This is a genomic window from uncultured Pelagimonas sp. (assembly GCF_947498515.1).
Lineage (GTDB): Bacteria > Pseudomonadota > Alphaproteobacteria > Rhodobacterales > Rhodobacteraceae > Pelagimonas.
The window spans coordinates 19,657-38,441 of sequence record NZ_CANMKO010000016.1; the positions used below are offsets into that span (position 1 = coordinate 19,657).

At 55.7% G+C, this 18,785-nt stretch carries 19 protein-coding genes; 4 read left to right on the plus strand and 15 right to left on the minus strand.

The genetic code is table 11. The annotated features are described in order from the left end of the window. Positions 1 to 9 precede the first annotated feature (9 nt). From Q1A43_RS21470 to Q1A43_RS21510, 9 genes are all read right to left on the minus strand, one after another. Positions 10 to 1,269 (minus strand): glycosyltransferase, encoded by a 1,260-nt coding sequence (locus Q1A43_RS21470; protein ID WP_299938767.1) that lies wholly within the window; start codon positions 1,267 to 1,269, stop codon positions 10 to 12. After that, on the minus strand, positions 1,269 to 2,141 hold the full coding sequence (locus Q1A43_RS21475; RefSeq protein ID WP_299938770.1) for a hypothetical protein: 873 nt from the start codon (positions 2,139 to 2,141) through the stop codon (positions 1,269 to 1,271). Before Q1A43_RS21475 ends, Q1A43_RS21470 begins: the two co-directional genes overlap by 1 nt. Beyond that, a complete protein-coding gene (locus tag Q1A43_RS21480; RefSeq protein ID WP_299938771.1) occupies positions 2,134 to 3,114 on the minus strand; it encodes a hypothetical protein in 981 nt (326 codons plus the stop codon). The genes Q1A43_RS21475 and Q1A43_RS21480 overlap by 8 nt, the downstream gene beginning before the upstream one ends. A gap of 1 nt (position 3,115) precedes the next feature. Beyond that, a complete protein-coding gene (locus Q1A43_RS21485) occupies positions 3,116 to 3,994 on the minus strand; it encodes a glycosyltransferase family 2 protein (RefSeq protein ID WP_299938774.1) in 879 nt (292 codons plus the stop codon). 30 nt (positions 3,995 to 4,024) lie between these two features. Beyond that, positions 4,025 to 4,651, minus strand: coding sequence for an acyltransferase (locus Q1A43_RS21490; RefSeq protein WP_299938776.1), 627 nt, complete (start codon positions 4,649 to 4,651; stop codon positions 4,025 to 4,027). A 100-nt stretch (positions 4,652 to 4,751) separates the two neighbouring features. Beyond that, on the minus strand, positions 4,752 to 6,014 hold the full coding sequence (locus Q1A43_RS21495; protein WP_299938779.1) for an ABC transporter ATP-binding protein: 1,263 nt from the start codon (positions 6,012 to 6,014) through the stop codon (positions 4,752 to 4,754). Then, positions 6,014 to 6,859, minus strand: a complete 846-nt coding sequence (locus Q1A43_RS21500; protein ID WP_299938782.1) for an ABC transporter permease — start codon at positions 6,857 to 6,859, stop codon at positions 6,014 to 6,016. The genes Q1A43_RS21495 and Q1A43_RS21500 overlap by 1 nt, the downstream gene beginning before the upstream one ends. Before the next feature lie 37 nt (positions 6,860 to 6,896). Further along, positions 6,897 to 7,259, minus strand: a complete 363-nt coding sequence (locus Q1A43_RS21505) for a MarR family EPS-associated transcriptional regulator (RefSeq protein WP_299938784.1) — start codon at positions 7,257 to 7,259, stop codon at positions 6,897 to 6,899. 4 nt (positions 7,260 to 7,263) lie between these two features. Next, positions 7,264 to 7,497: a hypothetical protein gene (locus Q1A43_RS21510; protein ID WP_299938786.1), complete on the minus strand. Its 234-nt coding sequence runs from the start codon at positions 7,495 to 7,497 to the stop codon at positions 7,264 to 7,266. Positions 7,498 to 7,720: 223 nt separating this feature from the next. Between Q1A43_RS21510 and Q1A43_RS21515 the strand changes: the two genes are divergently transcribed. The 4 genes from Q1A43_RS21515 to Q1A43_RS21530 all read left to right on the plus strand — a co-directional run bounded on the left by Q1A43_RS21515 (position 7,721) and on the right by Q1A43_RS21530 (position 11,945). Continuing rightward, positions 7,721 to 8,416, plus strand: coding sequence for a sugar transferase (locus tag Q1A43_RS21515; RefSeq protein ID WP_299938788.1), 696 nt, complete (start codon positions 7,721 to 7,723; stop codon positions 8,414 to 8,416). Positions 8,417 to 8,625: 209 nt separating this feature from the next. After that, on the plus strand, positions 8,626 to 9,381 hold the full coding sequence (locus Q1A43_RS21520; RefSeq protein ID WP_299938790.1) for a sulfotransferase family 2 domain-containing protein: 756 nt from the start codon (positions 8,626 to 8,628) through the stop codon (positions 9,379 to 9,381). Between the two features lie 16 nt (positions 9,382 to 9,397). Further along, positions 9,398 to 10,477 (plus strand): acyltransferase, encoded by a 1,080-nt coding sequence (locus Q1A43_RS21525; RefSeq protein ID WP_299938792.1) that lies wholly within the window; start codon positions 9,398 to 9,400, stop codon positions 10,475 to 10,477. Positions 10,478 to 10,481: 4 nt separating this feature from the next. Next, positions 10,482 to 11,945 (plus strand): oligosaccharide flippase family protein, encoded by a 1,464-nt coding sequence (locus Q1A43_RS21530; RefSeq protein ID WP_299938795.1) that lies wholly within the window; start codon positions 10,482 to 10,484, stop codon positions 11,943 to 11,945. Here Q1A43_RS21530 and Q1A43_RS21535 read toward each other — a convergent pair. Genes Q1A43_RS21535 through Q1A43_RS21560 form a run of 6 tightly spaced genes read right to left on the minus strand, consistent with a single transcriptional unit; the run spans position 11,935 to position 18,719 of the window. Then, positions 11,935 to 13,020 (minus strand): glycosyltransferase family 1 protein, encoded by a 1,086-nt coding sequence (locus Q1A43_RS21535; protein WP_299938797.1) that lies wholly within the window; start codon positions 13,018 to 13,020, stop codon positions 11,935 to 11,937. The two genes, Q1A43_RS21530 and Q1A43_RS21535, sit on opposite strands and share 11 nt — an antisense overlap. Before the next feature lie 2 nt (positions 13,021 to 13,022). Then, positions 13,023 to 14,174: a glycosyltransferase gene (locus tag Q1A43_RS21540; RefSeq protein ID WP_299938799.1), complete on the minus strand. Its 1,152-nt coding sequence runs from the start codon at positions 14,172 to 14,174 to the stop codon at positions 13,023 to 13,025. A gap of 17 nt (positions 14,175 to 14,191) precedes the next feature. Beyond that, complete coding sequence (locus tag Q1A43_RS21545) at positions 14,192 to 15,478, minus strand: hypothetical protein (protein WP_299938801.1); 1,287 nt, start codon at positions 15,476 to 15,478, stop codon at positions 14,192 to 14,194. Between the two features lie 30 nt (positions 15,479 to 15,508). Then, positions 15,509 to 16,642, minus strand: coding sequence for a hypothetical protein (locus Q1A43_RS21550; RefSeq protein ID WP_299938804.1), 1,134 nt, complete (start codon positions 16,640 to 16,642; stop codon positions 15,509 to 15,511). Further along, positions 16,639 to 17,628, minus strand: coding sequence for a nitroreductase family protein (locus Q1A43_RS21555; RefSeq protein ID WP_299938806.1), 990 nt, complete (start codon positions 17,626 to 17,628; stop codon positions 16,639 to 16,641). The genes Q1A43_RS21550 and Q1A43_RS21555 overlap by 4 nt, the downstream gene beginning before the upstream one ends. Beyond that, on the minus strand, positions 17,625 to 18,719 hold the full coding sequence (locus Q1A43_RS21560) for a polysaccharide pyruvyl transferase family protein (protein ID WP_299938808.1): 1,095 nt from the start codon (positions 18,717 to 18,719) through the stop codon (positions 17,625 to 17,627). The genes Q1A43_RS21555 and Q1A43_RS21560 overlap by 4 nt, the downstream gene beginning before the upstream one ends. Between the last annotated feature and the right edge of the window lie 66 nt (positions 18,720 to 18,785).

Genomic DNA, 18,785 nt, shown 5'->3' on the forward strand with positions numbered 1-18,785 from the left:
GTGCTTTGATCAGGCCGCATTTGGCGTCTTATCTGCCAAAGCCTGATCATAAATTGCGAGATATTCATCGACAAAACGCTCGGGGTTATGCTTTTGCGCCGTGGCCAACGCACCCTGGCGCAACTGTGCCATGAGCGCGGGTTGATCAATCAAACGGCGTGTCGCCGCGGCCAAAGCTTCGGGCGCATCGGGCGGGATCAACAAGCCTGACTGCTCATGCTGTACAATCTCGGGCACTCCACCCACCGCCGCCGCAATCACCGGTGTACCGGCCCCAAAGGCTTCGAGACTAACCATCGAGCTGGTATCGGCGCGGGACGGGTGCCACACGACATCTGCGGCATTGTAATAGTCACGTAATAGGGCGACATCTGCGACATGTTTGGGGGGCAACCCTTTAAATTCATTCAAAATATTGGCCATCTCGCCATTGGGGGCGACAATGCCGGTTGGCAACAAAAAGAGCCGCTCGGCATCTGGCCAATCGTTTTGAATCTGGCGCGCCGCGGCCACCGAAATATCAAGCCCCTTACGCGTGTCTTCGGTCTTGCCTGACACGGATAACATAACCGCCAAGGCATTTTCCGGGATGCCCAACCGCTTGCGGGCCGCCCCGCGATCAACCGGATGATAATCAGGGGTCCAAGACGGGTTTTGTACCGTGTGCCGAGGCTGACTTGCCATCACGCTTTGCGCAATTTGGGTGGTGGTCCAGTCACTGACCCCAACGGCGTGAAAGGCCATCCGCTTGTAGAGGAACCGTTTGATCCTCAAGATTTCGGCGCTGGCATCGCGGTGCTGATAAATCAACGGCCAAGTCCCGAATTGCGGACATGCTCCGCATCCGTGCGTCCAGCGATCACAGTCATAGGAAAAGACACAGTTCCCGGTCAGCGGCGCCATGGAATGCACCGTCCAAACCGTCGGTATGCGCAAGCGGCGAAACACATCCCACAGGCTCATGGGGGGCACGTTATGCAGATGCACCAGATCATATCGCGCCAGACGGTCCGGATCGAGCGCCACCCGACCATTCAAAGAGCTCAACTGCAACGCCCCATAGGCCAGCCGATACTGCAACCGGCGCATCACAGTGCCGGGCTGCTTTGTCTGTTGGGGCAACTCTTCGACAAAATCCGCGTCTGAAGATTTCTGCTGAACCAACATATCCGCTTCGATCCCGCGCCCGCGCAAACCTTGGGCCAGATAAAAAGCGACCTTTGCAGCGCCACCGCGCCAATCAGAGTCTGATATGATCAGGACCCGCATCAGCCCGTAAAAATCCGACGCAGGGCTTGCTTGACCCGCGAACCCGCCTTGAAAATTCGAGGGTGCGTGTCCTTTGGGTTCCAAGGCAATGTCTTGTTCCAAATTTCCTTTTGCAACGGAAACGTATTGGACTCGATATCGGGAGGTAACACAGAGGAGAACAGCTCGTCCCAGTTCTCCCCGTATGTGCGGCGCAGATAGCTTGATGCGAATTTGCGAGCCCGGCGTTGGTATTCATGACGCGATATCTTCACCACCTTGCCATAGGTGCTTCCACCGGGGGCATGATAGACCGTCGCCACATCGGAATAGGCGAGAAACCATCCTTTGCGGTAGACGTTATAGGCGAATTCCGTGCCCGCCCCCTGAGAGTACCGGAATTTGGGGCTGCAATAGCCAACGTCGCGATACGCCTCGCCTCGCATCAGCATGGCCAGACCGTGGATTGTTGATGCCTTGTGCCAAACCCGTCCCGGCTTGGGATGGCAGCCCTCATAGTCATCGGCCTCAGGTTCACCCGGGCCAATTCCGGCCATACATGGGTCGCTTTGCAGCGCCTCCCACAGAAGGCGCAATGTATCCTGACCATCGGGAAAGATAATGTCGTTACACACAAACCAATAGTGGTCCCATGTCGGACGCGCCTGATGGGCAAATTTCAACCCTTGATTAAAGGCGAAATAGCGCCCCCGATACGAACGGTCGCGAAAATAATGGGTTTTGTATTTCGACTGTCCCTCTGGCTTGCTGCCTGCCTCAACAACAAAAATCTCAACATCCAGCCCGGCACCCATCGTTTTGAGTTGTTCCACAACTGCATCTGTCAGGTCAGGCCGATCGCGGTTCATGACAATGACGGCAACACTATCCATCGGGGGCCTCAAATTGATCGTTAATATGCATATAGGGCCAATAAAGTGGGTCTTCGAAACGCAGGATCGCAGGATCATCTTGTGGCGCATTAAACCGGTTTTCGCCCACAAGGCGTTGCAAGCAGGTGGCCACAGTGTCCCATGCGCGGGCGCCCACCGCATTACCAGAAATCGCGATCAAGCGATCACCCAACCCCTGATCGGCAAACAAACGTGCCGTGAGCGTTGAGTCATCAATCAAGAAATCATACGCCGCCCCGTCAAACCCAGGAGAAAGAGCCCAAGGCGTTTTGGCCATCAGTGAGAAAGGCCGCGCCGCATGCGCACCTTCCGACATCGCCCAGATTTCGCTATCTGGCTGGTTGGTATGGGCGGCCTCAATCGCTCGGGCGGCCAGATCCTCGGCGCAAAAAACCGCATCCTCAAAAAGATCAGCCAAGATCGGCAACCGTTCAAACAAATAGGCCACCCGCACCCGCGCACTTGCCGTTGCCAAGACCAGATGCGCGCCGCGTTCTTTCAGAGCCCATAACAGCGACAGCAAAGGCCGGTTGGGGGCCACAATGACACGCGGGTTATGCATGTAGGGATGGGATTGTTTTCGGATTGTATCATAGCGTGCCCGCCCACGCAGGCGCCGAAGAAGCCCCCGCACATCACCCCGCATGTCGTCGTATTTATACCCCGGCGAAATATCACGTCCCTGATACCCACCAAGAGCCCAAAGGTCGGGGCAGGTATGACTGTTGTGTAAAATCGTATCATCAAGATCGACCGCCAGTCGCACCCCAGACACCGAGCCGGCCAGAGAGGACCCGGTAAAGATCGGATCCAAACCCTGCTCAAGCTTGCTACGCACCAAGAGATCAGCCGGGGGGGCAACCATCTCTGGGTTGCGCAATTGCGCCAAGCGCGCCTCAGACCGAGACGTGACCTGTGGCAAACACACAGTCATATGGTCAAATTTCGACATCTCAATTTTCGGATCGCACCCGTGGGCCATTAAAGAACACCGATAGTGTTTTGCTTGGCATCATTTGCATCGGCACATGACAGAGCCGAAAGGCGAGCGAATAAAGAGGCTTGGGAAGGCCTTCAAAGTGCCGGGCAAGTCGGGAAATTTCCAGACAGACAAACATCAAGCTATTATAGCAAAACCAACCACCATAACGGCGGCTGACCCCAACAATTTCGCGGTCACGCTTGGCCGTAAACTGGTTTCTGCCCGTATAGGTTTTGGCCTCTTCGTGGTGGCGCAGACAGGCAACATTGCCCGGACGGTAGTGCAATTCCGCCACCTGGTTCATACGAATGAACAGCTCCCAATCCATCGTCCAATTGTTGCTTTCATCGATATGCGCCCCGGATTTTTCCCAAAGCGAGCGCCGCCAGAAAGAGGTGGTTGAAAAGACGTAATTGTAATTGTGGAAGGTGTTCCGATCGAGCACTGGCCCCGATTTGATATCGCACACCCAGTTGCTATCACCATCAATGATGGCCCCGTCTCCGTATAAGAATGCGCAGTCTCTATGCTGCTCAAAGAAATCCGCAGCGCGCTTAAAGGCCCCGGGCAGATAGATGTCATCCGAGCATATCCACGCCATGACATCACCGGTGGTCAGGGCAAACCCTTTGTTGAGTGCGTTGCTTTGCCCCTCATCTGGTTCGCTGACGAAATAGGCGATCTTGTCGCCATATGACTGCACGACCTCTACGGTATTATCCGTGCTGCCACCGTCGATAACAATGATCTCGGTGTTGGGGTAATCCTGCGCCAGAATTGAATCGATGGTCTCGCCTATGAAGCGACCGTAATTATAGCTGGGGATGACAATACTGATCTTAATAGTCATCTGCATTCCCCTTTTTGCCAAGCTTCCCGGTCAAGACCAGATCACATTCTCGCGGATCGCCCGAGCAGGAACACCCCCGACAAGGCAGCCCGCTGGCACATCCCGTGTCACAACAGCCCCGGCGGCAATCACGGCCCCATCTCCGATCGTCACGCCCTTCAAAATCATTGCACGCTGACCGATCCAGACATTATCGCCAATCACAATAGGGGCCGTCATGGGGCCTTTGCCTTGCATAATGTGATTGTCAGAATCCCGGATCACCACTTGCGGGGCAATAAAAACGCGAGATCCAATTGTGATCTCACCAAAACACTCAATTGTTCCACCATAGTTCAAATACCCGTCACCAATAGTCAGGGTTGCATCAGTGTAGACAGTCACCACATGGCCGGTGAAGACGCGAAACTCGCCCGTTACATTCAATGTCGCCCGTGCATCCATTTTGAAGATGGAGGGCAAGGGCGAGAAATTTGGCCATTCAGCCCCGAGATGCAATCGCCCTGTCGGTATTGCGATCTCCGCGCTCTTATCGCATCGCGACTTAACGCTGGGTTCAACGACCAACCCGCCTGTCCCGCTTACCAAAACCTTGCGGCGCAACATCATCCCCGCCCAACGGCGGCGCAATTTGGCTGTCAGCCGGAAATCAGTCATGAGGTCTTCCGAAAACAAACGCCACTTGCCTCAAAATAGAGGCGAGATGACTATAAAGTATTGATATTAAACACAAATATTAATAAGCTTTGCGCGTCCATTATTGGGACCAGCGGTGATTTACCAACACGGGGCCCATTTGGCGAAACTCACCGGTAACCTCGGTCCCGTAAAAATCGCCTTGCTCCACTTCGATAACCGCTGCACCGGGCACGTTGTGAAAGCGGGCTCCGGTGCGGTTCCCATCAAGATTGACCGTGAAGTTGATCAAATACCGCCCCGCCGCCAAAGGCAAACGGTCCAAAGCGATCCGGATTTCACCCTCGGGCGACGTCGACAAAACCTGATCAAAATCTCCAGAGCTCAAATGCAGCAGGCGATTGCCAAAAGCATCCAACACGCCGATCCCCAAGGTGATCTCCGGCGTGCTTTCAACATCTGCGCGATAGCCAACCACCATCTCACAAGGGGTGCCGCTCACGGCGCTCCGTATGGTGCCCAACGCGCTATCGAGGCGAAAGTCGGTAAAGGCGAACCCGTGTTTGCCGTCATCCGTAATCGCACTGGAACTGATATTTGTTTCGCCGGAATAGCGGGTCAGAACCTCGTCGATGGTACCCGTCATCACCAACTGGCCCTTTTGGAGCAGGATACCCGATTTACAAAGGCTGCGCAGCGACCCTTGGTTGTGGCTGACAATGATCACCGTGCGGCCTTCATTGGCGACCTGCTCCATCTTGCCCAGCGATTTACGCTGAAATTCCGCATCTCCAACCGCCAACACTTCGTCAACGATCAGGATCTCGGGCTCAAGATGGGCTGCGACGGAAAACGCCAGACGCACCGACATGCCGCTCGAATAACGTTTGACCGGCGTATCGAGAAATTTTTCGACGCCCGAAAAGGCGACGATCTCATCCATTTTGCTACGGATTTCGGCCCGGCTCATCCCGAGGATTGCGCCATTGAGAAAGATGTTCTCGCGCCCGGTTAGCTCCGGGTGAAATCCGGTGCCCACCTCAAGAAGACTGGCGACCCGGCCATGAATCTTGGCCTGGCCTGTTGTTGGATCGGTGATACGTGACAGCACCTTGAGCAGGGTCGATTTCCCGGCACCATTGCGGCCAACAATGCCAACGACATCCCCTTTGGGTATCTCGAAATCCACATCTTTGAGCGCCCAAAACTCTTCGACCTCGGCGCCGGTCAGGATCTGCTTGCCCTGAAAGGTGCGTGTCATGTTGCGGCGGATGGTGGCCGCACTTTGCACGATTTGATCGCGCAGGGTGTTTGCACGTTCGACGTTGTGGCCAATCAGATATTTCTTGCCGAGTCCGCCAACCTTGATCGCAATATCACTCATCAGATGTAATCCGCAAAACTGCGCTCGGCCTTACGGAAGGACCGGAAGCCAAGCCAAAGAAAGAATACCGTCACTGAAAGGCCCAAGGCGAAGCCCGGCCAATAGATGGCGGCCTCGCTCCCCAATAGGCACCAGCGAAAGCCGTCAATAACCGAAACCGCCGGGTTGAGGTTATAGAGCAGGCGCCATTGCTCTGGCACCACCGAGCTGGAAAACCCAACGGGCGAAATATAAAGGCCAAATTGGATCAAGAAAGGCACCACAAAGCGGAAATCGCGATAGCGAACGTTCAACGAGGCCAAGAGCATCGCCGGCCCAAAGGCCACCGCCACCGCATAGATCACAAAGAGTGGTAAGAAGATGATCTGCCAGCTGGGCATAAAAAGATACACGATCATCAAGATCACAAACACGCCAAAGGAAATGCAGAAATCCACCAGAGAGACTATCGAACTCGCCGCCGGAGTGATGAGGCGAGGGTAGTAAATCTTGCTGATCATGTTGGCATTGGCCACCAGGCTTTGTGAGGCATCCCCCAGAACCGAGGCCACCAAAAACCAGGGCAACATACCCGCATAAACCATGATCGGGTAAGGCACATCACCAACACTAGGAAGGTTGGCAACCCGGCCAAAGATAAAGGTGAAAACGATCATCGCCAAAACCGGGCGCATAATGGCCCAGAGCGCGCCAAGAGCGCTTTGTTTGTAGCGTACAGACACATCCCGCCAAGCCAGCACGAAAAACAATTCGCGATAGTTCCACAGGTCGCCCCAATAATTCTTTTCTGATCGGCCCGGTTCTAAAACCAGTACACGGTCAGATTCATCAGAAGATATTGCCATAATCACCTTGTCAAAAGTCGCCAGACCCGACCCCGGTTTATTCTCCGGAAACGGGCTCGTCTTGCGTCGAATGCATGCCTGCCTCTTTTTCAAGCACACGGATTTCGGCTTTTAGCGCCTCATATTCCGCCGTGCGGCGTTGTAGGAAACGGCGGGTTAACATTGTCCGCTCCCTAAGACCGCGTGGCGTCAGCACATAAGCATAGCGCAGCTTATTATCAGCGGCGCGAAAGTTTTGGATCTTCACTTGCCCTTTTTGGGTCAGCGCCTTGAGGCAGTAATTTACCAGTCCAAGACTTAGACCCAACTCGCGGGACAACGCACGCTGAGACAGCGTCGGATCGTCCTGCAAGGCCCGCATCAAGCGAAACCGGACATCTTCGTCGATTTCACGGCTCACAGGGTCATACCATGGCTACCGCACCGGAGCAGGCAAGAACCTGACCGCGAATCGCCGCATTGCAGAAGTCGTCGTTCATTTGTGAACGCTTAACCCGGTTCTCCTTTTTGGGAAAGGAAAATTCCGGAAATGGCGCTTTCTGCACTGCAGAATAACCACCTGTAAGCAGCTGAGTTTCAAGCGAGATTAGGACATCTGTTGTGTTGGGTTCGCCCTGAGCCTGCGGTGATCCTCTCACCAGCTCTTTGGCAAGTTTGGGCAGACCCTCTTTTTTGATCTCAGTTCACCCTGTCCCCCAAGGCGGGGGAGGGCGGGGATATTTAGTAACCATATTTTCAAAAAATATGAATGGAACCTTAAATAACTTGGCTTCACCCTGAGTTTCATTTATCCTTCGCAGTGTGGCAAATCCCGGTTGGATGTTGCTAATTTGAGATACTCAATATTTTAAGGTCGACGCTATGTCATTGCCGACAGATCTCGTTCCTGACACTGTCAAACCCCATGAGAATGACTCATACGTCCCAGATGTTTTTTCAGGTTTCTACGAAAATTTTGGCAAGCGCTGTTTTGACATTGTCTTAACACTGCTCATCGCAATCCCCGCGCTTGTTATTGTGATCGCCATTGCGCTGATCATGTTGTTTTCCCACGAAGGTAAAAACATTTTCTTTGGACATCGGCGTATTGGCAAAGATGGCGAGGCCTTCAAGTGCTGGAAAATCCGCACGATGGTTGTCGATGCCGAGCAGAAACTGCAAGACTACCTCGCCGCCAACCCAGACGCCGCAGAGCAGTGGACACGTGACCACAAACTTGATCGCGACCCTAGGATCACTCGGATCGGACGGTTTCTGCGTAAATCAAGCTTGGATGAGCTGCCTCAGCTTTGGAATGTGTTCAAAGGTGAGATGAGCTTTGTCGGACCGCGTCCGGTTGTGCGCATGGAAATGCACAAATATGGACGATATCGCAAAACATATATGTCCGTCCGACCCGGCGTTACCGGGCTTTGGCAGGTCTCTGGACGCAATGGAACCACCTATGCCGAACGGGTTCAGCTTGATGTTGATTACGTTCGAAACATGTCTCTGTTGGGCGATATTAGGCTCGTCTTCCAAACGTTTCGCGTTTTGGTACAGCCCACCGGAAAGTGAACCGGCGACCAGGTTTTCCAAACCTTTCGCCCCCCTAGAAACGGCACCAAATTTCACCACGAGGGTCAGGCCTTGCATAACGTGAGCCGAAGCCGCCTTCTTGCGGGGCCAATTAATCGCGCAGTGCCCTCAGACCCATCGCCCCGGTGGGAGAGCCACTTTGATGATTGGCATCACGACTATGACCAGACTGGCAAGGACCATGCGGCATGACACCAAAACTGCTTTATATTCATGCGCCCAAATGCGGCGGCACCAGTTTTGGATCTGCTCTGCGTCTGTCCCATCCTCTGTCGCAAGCCACCATTGATTTAAACACCTCACGGCGCATGCGCGAGGCCATGTACCCACAAGCCCAAGGTGTTGACGCGGTTCTACGCGAACATGAAATTCGCAAGTACCTCTTGGGGGATCTGCTGGTGCGGGGGGTCAAATGCATTTCGGCCCATGTGTCCTATCATCGGGATTTGCACCAAGGGCTTGACCCTGACCGCCATGCCGTGACTTTGCTGCGTGACCCGGTTGAACGGTTTATCTCTCATTACCATTACGTTCAGCGCAAACATCCCGACCCAAATCGCCCCGATACGCTGGCGGAATTTGTCGAGAGTGAAATGGCCCTGCGCTATGGCTCGATCTATCTTCTGTATTACGCCAGCACCCATCAACACACCTGTGATGATCTGGAGGCCGCCTTGGACGAGGCGCGCAGCAATCTCGCCTGCTTTTCCGTGATTGGGGATCTTCGCAATGCTGACGCGTTTCGCAGCGCATTGCGGCATCTGGCCGGACGGCCGCTTTTATATTGGGAGCGCAACAAACGCCCGACCAAGGGCGCTGCTGAACATCGCAAAAAGGCCGGTACCGAAGAGATTTCCGACGCATTGCGCGCGCGTATCACCGAGATTTGCGCCCCCGATATCGCCCTTTACAATCACGCCAAAACACTGCCCTCTTTCGTCTAAACTCAAGAGATATTTCATGAACGCCTCCCCCTCCAAACTGCTTGGCGTGCAATATATGCGCGCGCTGGCCTCGGGAATGGTGCTGTTTGGGCATGTGCTTGCCGAAACGGAACATTATCTCAAAATCGACATGCCCTTTGGCTGGGTGCCTTGGACACGCGGCGTGGACATCTTCTTTGTGATTTCGGGTTTTATCATTCTGGTCTCGTCCCAGAAATATTTTGAGGCCCCCGGTGGCGTGCGGGTTTTCTGCCGCAAACGCTTCACCCGTGTTGTGCCCCTCTACTGGCTGTTCACCACTTTGATGCTGGCGGTCTTGTTGATCCTGCCGTCCGGGGCAAAGCAAACCCAACTGGATTGGGGGCAGGTCATCACCTCATATCTGTTTATCCCTTATGAACGTTACGATGGCCGCGCCGCGCCCATTCTGTCTTTGGGATGGACCCTGAATTTCGAGATCTTCTTTTATGCCGTCTTTGCGCTGGCCCTGTTCTTGCCGCGTCGCATTGGCCCGTTGAGTGTTGTTGTGCTGATGACGGTTTGGGCCGCATTGGGGGCGTTGATCCCGGGCATGGCCGACATCACCGTTCTTCGGGTGTGGAGCAATCCGCTCATTCTCGAATTCTGTATGGGCGTGCTGCTGGGGCAGCTCTATGTCCATCATTCGCTCCAACAGCAGGATCAGCCCGAACACAACAAAGCGCGTAATCGCGTTGGCTGGGCGTTGCTGGCGACGGGGTTCGGTCTGCTTTGCCTACTTAATCAAATCGATGGCCTGCCACGTTGGATCGCCAGCGGGTTTCCTGCCACGATGATGGTTGCCAGCATCGTGTTCTTTTACACACCCCACAATGAGCCGGGGCGATGGGCCCGGATTGGCGGGCTACTTGGTGATAGTTCCTATGCGCTCTATCTGTCGCATCGGTTCTTTTTGCGGGCTTTGACGATGGTTATCGTCCCACTGCTCCCCGCGACGATCACAGGGGGGCTGCTTTTTACCGGGGTGGCCTGTAGCGTCGCAATTGCCGGATCCCTTGTGGTTTATGTCTGGATCGAACGACCACTCTTGCGTCTCACCTCAGGCAAGCCAAGGTAACACCATGACGGGCAAGCTCAAACATCAGGCGCTTTGGTCGGCTCTTTTACAATTCTCGCGCTTTGGCGGAAACGCCGTGCTGTTTCTGGTTATGGCGCGCTTTTTGAGCCTCGAAGAGATCGGCGCCTTTGGTATGGCCTATGCGCCCATTCGCTGGACACAGGTCTTGTTGAAAACCGGCGTATCCGACAGTGTTGTGGTCACCCTTCGCAAGGCGGGCCAAGGCCAACAGACGCGCGCCGTGTTTGATGCTCTGTTTTGGCTGGCTATTGGGTTTAGCGGGCTGATTATTGCCCTCATCGCCGCCATTGCGTTTGCCTTGCAAATTGTGTTGTCCAGCGAACAACCCGTCAGCGAAATGATGTGGGTTTTATCGGCGGTGCCGCTGGCTTTTGGCTTGGCGGCTGTGCCCGAAGGGTTGCTCCGCAAAAACCTGCAAATCCGCTCCTTGGCGCTGCGCACATTGGCGGTTCAACTGGCCTCGGCGGGATTGGCGATCTGGCTGGCGATGCAGGGGGCAGGGGGGTGGGCCTTGGTTGGGTTTGCGGTGCTCAATGCGGTTTTATCAAGCGCCATCTCGATTGCGATGGCGCGCTATTGGCCCCAACACGGCCCAGATGTGGCGGCCATACGGGCGGAATTCAGACAGACCTCGACGATCTCCGCCCGCGCCTTGGTGGCCAATGGGGTTTATGCCTTGTTGCAATTTTCCATTGGTCTCGGGCTTGGTTTGGCGGCGGCGGGGGCGTTTCAGATCGCACAGCGGGTCTATCAAATCCTAGATGCCCTCTGTTTAGCACCCATCCGTTTTTTGGTTTTACCACTCTTCTCCCGCGAGGCCGAAAAACGCGGCGGGGCTCTTTCCGCCGACACGCTCCGGCGGGCTTTGGGATTAACCGGGCTCATCTCGGCCCCCGTGTATCTAGGCACAATTGTCGTCGCCGGGCCGCTATTGCAGCGGGTGATCGGACCAGAGAACGCCAGCCAAAGCCTGCCAGCCTTGCAACTTCTCTGCCTACTTGGCCTTTCGATGGCGTCGGTGACCGTTCTGACCCAGGCTTTGACGGTGGCAGGCCACGCAGGTCTTGCCCTGCGGCGCACCATCTGGACCCTATGCGCCACGGCCCTGCTTGCCCTTCCGGGCCTGCTATATTCGGTCGAAGCTGTCGCCTTGGGTTTTGTGATCGCATCTTATCTGGTGTTGGCGGTCTTTTTCACCCGGCTTGAACCGATCTTTGGCCTATCAGGGAAAACCGCATTTGAGGCCGTAGCCCGCCCGTATCTTGCCGCCGCCCTAAGCCTTGGCCTTGTCTGGGTCACCTCACGGGGGCTGGCAACCGCCCTGGGATGGCCAGAGCAGGCCGTTCTATTTGGGCTTCTGGTACCGGGCGTGGCGCTTTATGCTGTGCTGGCCAAGTATTTGGCCCCAGAAGCCACGCAGCACTTGCGCAGCGCTCTTAAACGTTGACCAACCCGATCAACCGCTCCGCACTGACGGCCCAGCTAAATTCGGCGGCGCGCGCCCGCCCGCGGGCCCCAAGAGCCGCCCGGCTTTCCGGATTCATCGCCAAAAACGCCTTTAGGGCCCGTGTGATATCGCTCGGATCAGTCGGGGTGAAATATAGCGCTGCATCCCCCAGAATTTCCGGCATCGCCGTGGTATCCGAAGACAAAACCGGGGTGCCAAGGCTCATGGCTTCAAGCGGAGGAATGCCAAACCCTTCGTAAAGGGAGGGCCAAACAAAAGCGGCGGCATGCGCATAAAGCGTCTTGAGTTCGCCATCACTCACCCGGCCCAACAGGGTGATCTGCTCACTGGCCGTCATTTCCGCCTGAGCTACCCCCGGAGTAAAACCGCCCGCCACTGCCAATGGCATATCGGCCGTCTCAACACGGGCAAGAGCATCAATCAAACGGGATATGTTCTTGTTTGGGCTTTGGTTGCCCGCCGCTAAAAAATAGCGCCCCGAGGTCAAACCCCAACGCGCCAACACCGCGTCATCACCGGCCGTCGTTAGGATGTGTTCGGCACTGTTGCCAATCACCGCAAACCGATCTGCGGGCACCTGCAGACAGCGCCCCAATTCACCGGCCGAATAATGGCTGACGGTCGCCAATTGGCGCACCCGCCGCGCCAAAATAAAGCGGGCCGTTTTATGAAAGAGCCGGTAGGGGCGCGAAAAGGCCTTGGGAAGCGTCCAAATATTGGCATCATGGATCACCAACACTTGGTTGCGGCAGCGAATTGGGCCGGCGCCGCATAGGCTAATCAGCGGATCTTGCCCGACTTTACGGCCAAGACTTAGCTGTTCCCACGCATGGCCACCCGGTCCGGACAAGGGGCGGATTTTCAGCACCTGCCATGAGGGTGGGGCAACCAACGGCGCGCCCTCCGGGTACCAAACCGACACATCCCCCCAGCGCCGGGCCAAATCCGGGTCCGCCGCAAGGCGCGCATCCAGCGCCGTGAGCAATTCGCGGGCAAACCGTTGGACCCCGGAAATCGGTTGCACCAAAAAGCGGCCATTCACGTGGATCGACATGTTCAAAGAGCCCCGTTTTTTGTGGCCAAAGACGTTTCATAGAGCGCCGTGGTCCGCGCGCCCAGCCGATCAAGTTCCCAATTGGACACATCCGTTTCGGCGGCCCCCTGTGCCAGAGTTTCAAGACGGTTACGATCCGTCAAAAGATCGCGCAGGGCCAGGGCGGTGTCGGACAGATCACCGGGATCGGTAATCAGACCATTGTGACCATGAGAAATGATTTCCGTGATCCCGGGAAGATCGGCAACAACAACCGGCTTGCCGCTTGCAACATATTGCACCACGACACGGGGCAGACCTTCGCGCTCCGAAACCAAAACACAAACATCAGCCAAAGCAATCAAGGCCTCGGGGTCATTGCGAAACCCCGTCATGATGACACGATCCTCAAGACCTAGATCGGCCACATGCTGACGCACCGCCGTCTCATGGGGGCCTTTGCCGGCAAACACGATGCGGGTGGCCTTGGGGAGGGTCGGCAAAACCTGTGCCATGGCGTCAAGAAACGGGATATGCCGTTTGCGCGGTTCATAGGCGGCAAGCATCAAGATAACAGGCGGGGCAACTTTGGGGTCACAGCCCAACACATCGGCCCAGTCCGCAGGGGGCGAGGCGTTTTGGAACTGCTCAAGCGGCATGCCGGAATAGACGGGCTCGACCTCTGTGCAAATCCCCGCATCAATATAGGCCTGCCCGACGCTGCGCGACACGGCGATAAAGAGATCCGTGTGCCGCGCGGCCAATTTCTCCGCCGCAATATAAACGGCCGCCTTCATCCTGCTCACCCCATCAAAGGGGATAATATGGATCCCATGCACAACCAGCGCCCCCGGCACGGCCGTACTGGCCAACCGGCCAAGAATACCAGCCTTGCTTTGGTGGGTGTGGATGACGTCCGGGGCCAAATCGCGCAACACCCGACGCAACGCCCGGATCGCGGACCAATCCTGAGAAAGGCGGATCGGGTGCACCATCTGCGGCACGGTGACAAAGCGCAGTCGGTCGCCGTATTTCTGCTGCCAGAGGGGATCGGGATCGGGTCCGTGGATCACAGTCACCTCATGGCCATGCGCCGCCTGCCACAGGCAAGTCTCAAGGGTATTCTCTTCCGAACCCGCCCGCAAAAGCCGTGTTAACACGTGAATAATGTGCATGAAATTGGGCCCTTAGGTCATGAAAATACTGGGGTGTCGCTACGGGACGGGGGCTGCTCTGGCAAGCCCGGCGCGCCACGCCGTTCTTTGGCAAAGGACCCAACAAAGACCAAAACGATAATCATCGCCACAAAGTTCGTCTGTGCAAAATACATCGAATGCGTACTTAGGGCATAGGCCCCGGCGAATTGGCCATAAATCGCCGCGCCGGTGACGCTTTCAAAACCTTTGTGAAACGCGATCCTGCTAATAATCGCCAAACCCGCTATATAGAGCGCAGCGCCAACAGCGCCAAAATCAACATAGGGCGTGGTAAACACTGACCATTCCCCACCCCCGCGAATATTGTCTATCTGGGACAAACTATCCGCCAGAAGGACCCGGAAGTAGTCTTCTGTTTGGGTAAAGAACATCGCAAATTTAAACGAGAAGTAGCCATGCGTGTGCTCAAATTCCCGGTTAAACGGCATAAAAGAATTCAGCAGATCATTTGAAAAGTAGAACACCAGTTTTTCAAAACCGATTTCAAGCGCGCTCGCTTGAATTGAGGCGTTGGTAATGGCCTCTCGTCCAATCCAAGATGTCATGAAAAGGGCAAACCCAATTGGCAAATATTGCAACCCGACCAACCGGCGATGCACCATGCAGGTCGAAAAATACGCCGCCATGATAAGCTGTAGCAATAGCAACCGCTGGGACATCACAATCGGCAACAAAATCAGAACCACCAGATTGAACCCAAAGGTCAACAGGCAGAGCAAACGTTCGGTTTTTCCCAGATTTCCATTTCTTGCCCCAACCGCCAACAAGGTGGCCGCGATTGTCCCCGTGGCAGGCAAAGAGGCATAAATCACCCGCATGCCCTTGAACAGCTTGTTGTTGAGCAAGGTTTCGCGGGCCTCAAGTGCATCCAATTGCACCAGCACAATCAACGCTCGGATGCCGCCCACCTGTCGCGCGGTCAAATAGACCCAAAGCAGGGTGACACCCAAGAAAACCAGATTGGTGGCAAATGCCACCCGTGCGGCCCGATTGATATCACCTCTACCCCGGAAAGGCCCCGGTTGCGGCAATGCAATCCGTGTTAGAAACGTCGCCATCGCGAACACCAAATAGGCCAGGATCAGCCATGACGCCCCTTTCCAGGTGAAATCTTCGACCGTCATCTGTTCGCGCGCCAACATCAAAAGCGCGATGTCAAACCGCTCGGGGTCCAAAAAGGGCAAGACGGCAACCGCGATCGTGATCACCCAAGCCACAGTCAAAAGCACCAATGGCGAAACCGGCAAAAGCATGCGGGGCATGATGACATGTCTCCTTGCGTAATCGACAGCTTAGGCTTGCACCGGTTTCGGGGTCTCAGCAATGCGTTGATATAACACCGACCAGTCATTGACGGAAGGGTCGGGGGCTCCGGGGCGCATATCCTCTAGCTGTTCCAAAGCCTCGGCCATGCTGTCTTGTGACCCCGGTTCATAGCCAAGCAAACGGGGCAATTTCGGATCACAAAGCCGTTTGGGCCCAATCATTGGCAGGCCAAAATAACGGTACATCAGCATCCGGTTGGAATGGGCTGTTTGATATTCAACTCCGGGCTTGTCCAGATAGGGGGCCAAGCCGATATCAGCGTATTTGACCCACGCCGCAGTGGTCGCAAAAGGCGTCTCGCCATGTAGCACAAGGTTGGCCGGCACGTCCGAGAGCGCGGGCAATCGACCAAAGATGTGAAACCGCCAATCCGGGCGCAGCCGCGCCATCAACGCCATAGCCTCATAGTCAAATTGCGTTGTTCCGGCACAAACGGCTTCGCGCCGCGCACGGGGTTGCCCCGCAAAAGGATCCGCCAGATTTTGATCAAGCAGCGCCTTGGACACCCCCATGGGATCCATCTGAACGGTCTCATAGCCACGAAACCGTTGCGCCAAATGCGGACTGGCGACGCTAATTCGATCAAAGAGCGGCGCAAAGCGCAGCTCGGCCTGAGATATGAATTTTGGCAGGCCAAGCACCCGCACATCATCATTGACCCGGTAGACCAAGGCCGCCTTTGGGGCTGCTTGGCGCGCAATTTTAGCCAACATCACCGGGGGGCCGCTTTCGATGATGATCAAATCGGCATCTTTGACATGGGCGGGCAAATGCCGGCTCCAAAAGAGTTCGAAACTGGCGTGCAAGGGCCGTGCCAGCCAATCAAGCAAGGGTTTGCGCAGGCTGAACGGATGTAACGGGCTATAGGCAAAAACCGATGTCAGGGTGTCATCATGCCGGGTCACCCCCGGTTTGGGGCGCTCATCTAACGACAAAAACCGCCTGTCCCCGCGCCACCGCGATAGCCAGCTGTAACCAACCGTAACCAGTGTCACCTGCCAGCCATCCGCGCGCAGATTGTCACTCAGCCACAGAATGCTGCCTCGCCGCTTCTGGACCGGGAAATGTCCGGTCAGGATAATGGCGCGCTTTGCTGTCACGGAGCGAGCTCGATCATCAAATCATCCAACCCCCGCCGGGGGGAGGCCGCCACCTTGAAGCTCTCAGGCATCTGACCGGTGCCGATCATCATGATAATCAAATCCGTTGGCGGCAGCCCGAGCAGCTCAAGGAGCTTTTGGTTCTGCTTGCGCCCGGCTGACCAATTGAGCGGGCAGGTGGCTAAACCTTGTTGATGCAGGGCCAGCAACAGCGACATGGCAAACATACCACCATCGACAAACCCCTGATTGCGTTCGCGGGAATCGCGAAAATTGCTCAAATCGGCCGCCACCACCAGCAACGTATCGATATCCTCGCCAAATCCGCGGCTGCCCCCCTGAAGCTTGAGCATCTCGGCTTTGCGCTTGGCGTCACGCACCACATAGACGCGGTTGCTTTGCCGGTTGCAGACCGAAGGCGTGGTGCCAGCCAGTTCAATCGCCTTGGCGATCGCCTCTGGATTGACAGCGCCGGGGGCAAAAACGCGGCTGCTCCGCCGCGAGCGCATGACACTTTCGAGATCCCCTTTGGCGGCGGCATTTTGGGCCGCACGTGTCAGGGTCACAGTCCCGATTTCAGCCGCCTCTGGGGTGTCTTTTGCGCTGGACAGCACTTCAAACCGCTTGATTTTCGCAGGAATTTCGAGCCCGGCATGTGCCTCGAAATAAGCCCGGATCGCGCCACGCGCCTTGCGGATAGAAATGTGATCCTCGGGCAGGCCCTGCCTTTCGTACATGTCGATCAACTGCTCCAGTTGACGCAAGGCAGGTTCGCCAAAGAAATCGCGCCGTTGTGGCATCGACAGGCCTTTTTCGATGGAATGGGCCTTTTGCAAGAGCCGCCCCTGCAGCTGCGCCGGCGTCAAATCATGTCGGCCCGATTGAGAATGCACGAAATAGCGACGGGCGTCGTAAAAATGATCCTGTGCAATATGGACCAAGGCCTTGACCCGGCGAAGCCGGGCTTTGACTGGGTTCTGGCTCATGGCTGATCCCCTGATAAGACCTCATCAATGACGGGGGCTGTGGCCGGGGCGTTGCGCTGCAGAAACGCTTTGGAGCTCTCAATCATCGGCTCCATCCCAACAAGCTGTTCTGGCGCATAAGACAGATCATCAAGACTGTAGGTATCAATCTCGCCCGGCGTGTCATGGAGCAAATGGCTGAGCCCGGCCAGCTCCATAATCCGTTCCAACTTCATGCGCTTTTTGGCGTCAACATACGCATATAAAGGCCGGTTAAAGAGCAGTGCAAAAATGATGCCATGGAAAAAGTCGGTCACCACCGTGCTGGAATGGCGCATCAGCCCCAACCATTCAGTCGGGCCGATATCGATATATTCCACGTCACAAATCGGATTGCGGGCCCCAACCCCCACCACCTGCAACCCATGGCGATCGGCATAGGCCCGTATTTTGGCGCTGTCCGCTGCGTTGGGCCAACCATAAAGCGCCAGATATTTGCCCCCCTGATGTACCTGCGGATGCGTTTCGGCGGAAAAATTCCACAAAAAGGTCGGGTCGCAAACAAGGTCTGGCTCTATGCCGGTCAGGTCTTTGACCGCATCCCCGGTATGGGGGTCACGCACGGCTATTTCATGGAACCGAGCCAGCCATCCTTTGGTCTGGGGATAAGCGCGCAGATCGGTCACCGTCGAGGCGCTGGCCGCAAATGAGCACAGCCGGGTTTTTGAGGGTGACAAGAAGTCAAAATAAAAGCTGCCATCCAGAGGGCGGATTTGATCCACTTTCCAGACTTCGTCCGAGCCAGTAAAGACCACGTCATACCGCCCATCATCCAACGCCTTTAGGGCGCTTGGGCGAAACATCGGGCCGCCGCTCAGCGGAATTTTGTCGTGTACAAATTGGCGGAACTTCTGGAATTTCCCTAGGTTCCGTAAAGATCTCCGACGCCCCAAAAATTGCGACCGGAAATACCGGCGAAGCGCCTTGGGCGGCATATAATTGATAACCTCAACCGAATGCCCTTGGCTCTGAAGATATTGTACCAGAGCATAACATTGCAGCGTTGCTCCGAAGTTTGGCGTGTTGTGAAAAGTCAAAATACCAATTTTCATTGGAAGAATTCCTAAATGGATCGCAAAATTAGTCTGAAAACGCCAAAATCATAACCAGACCGGACG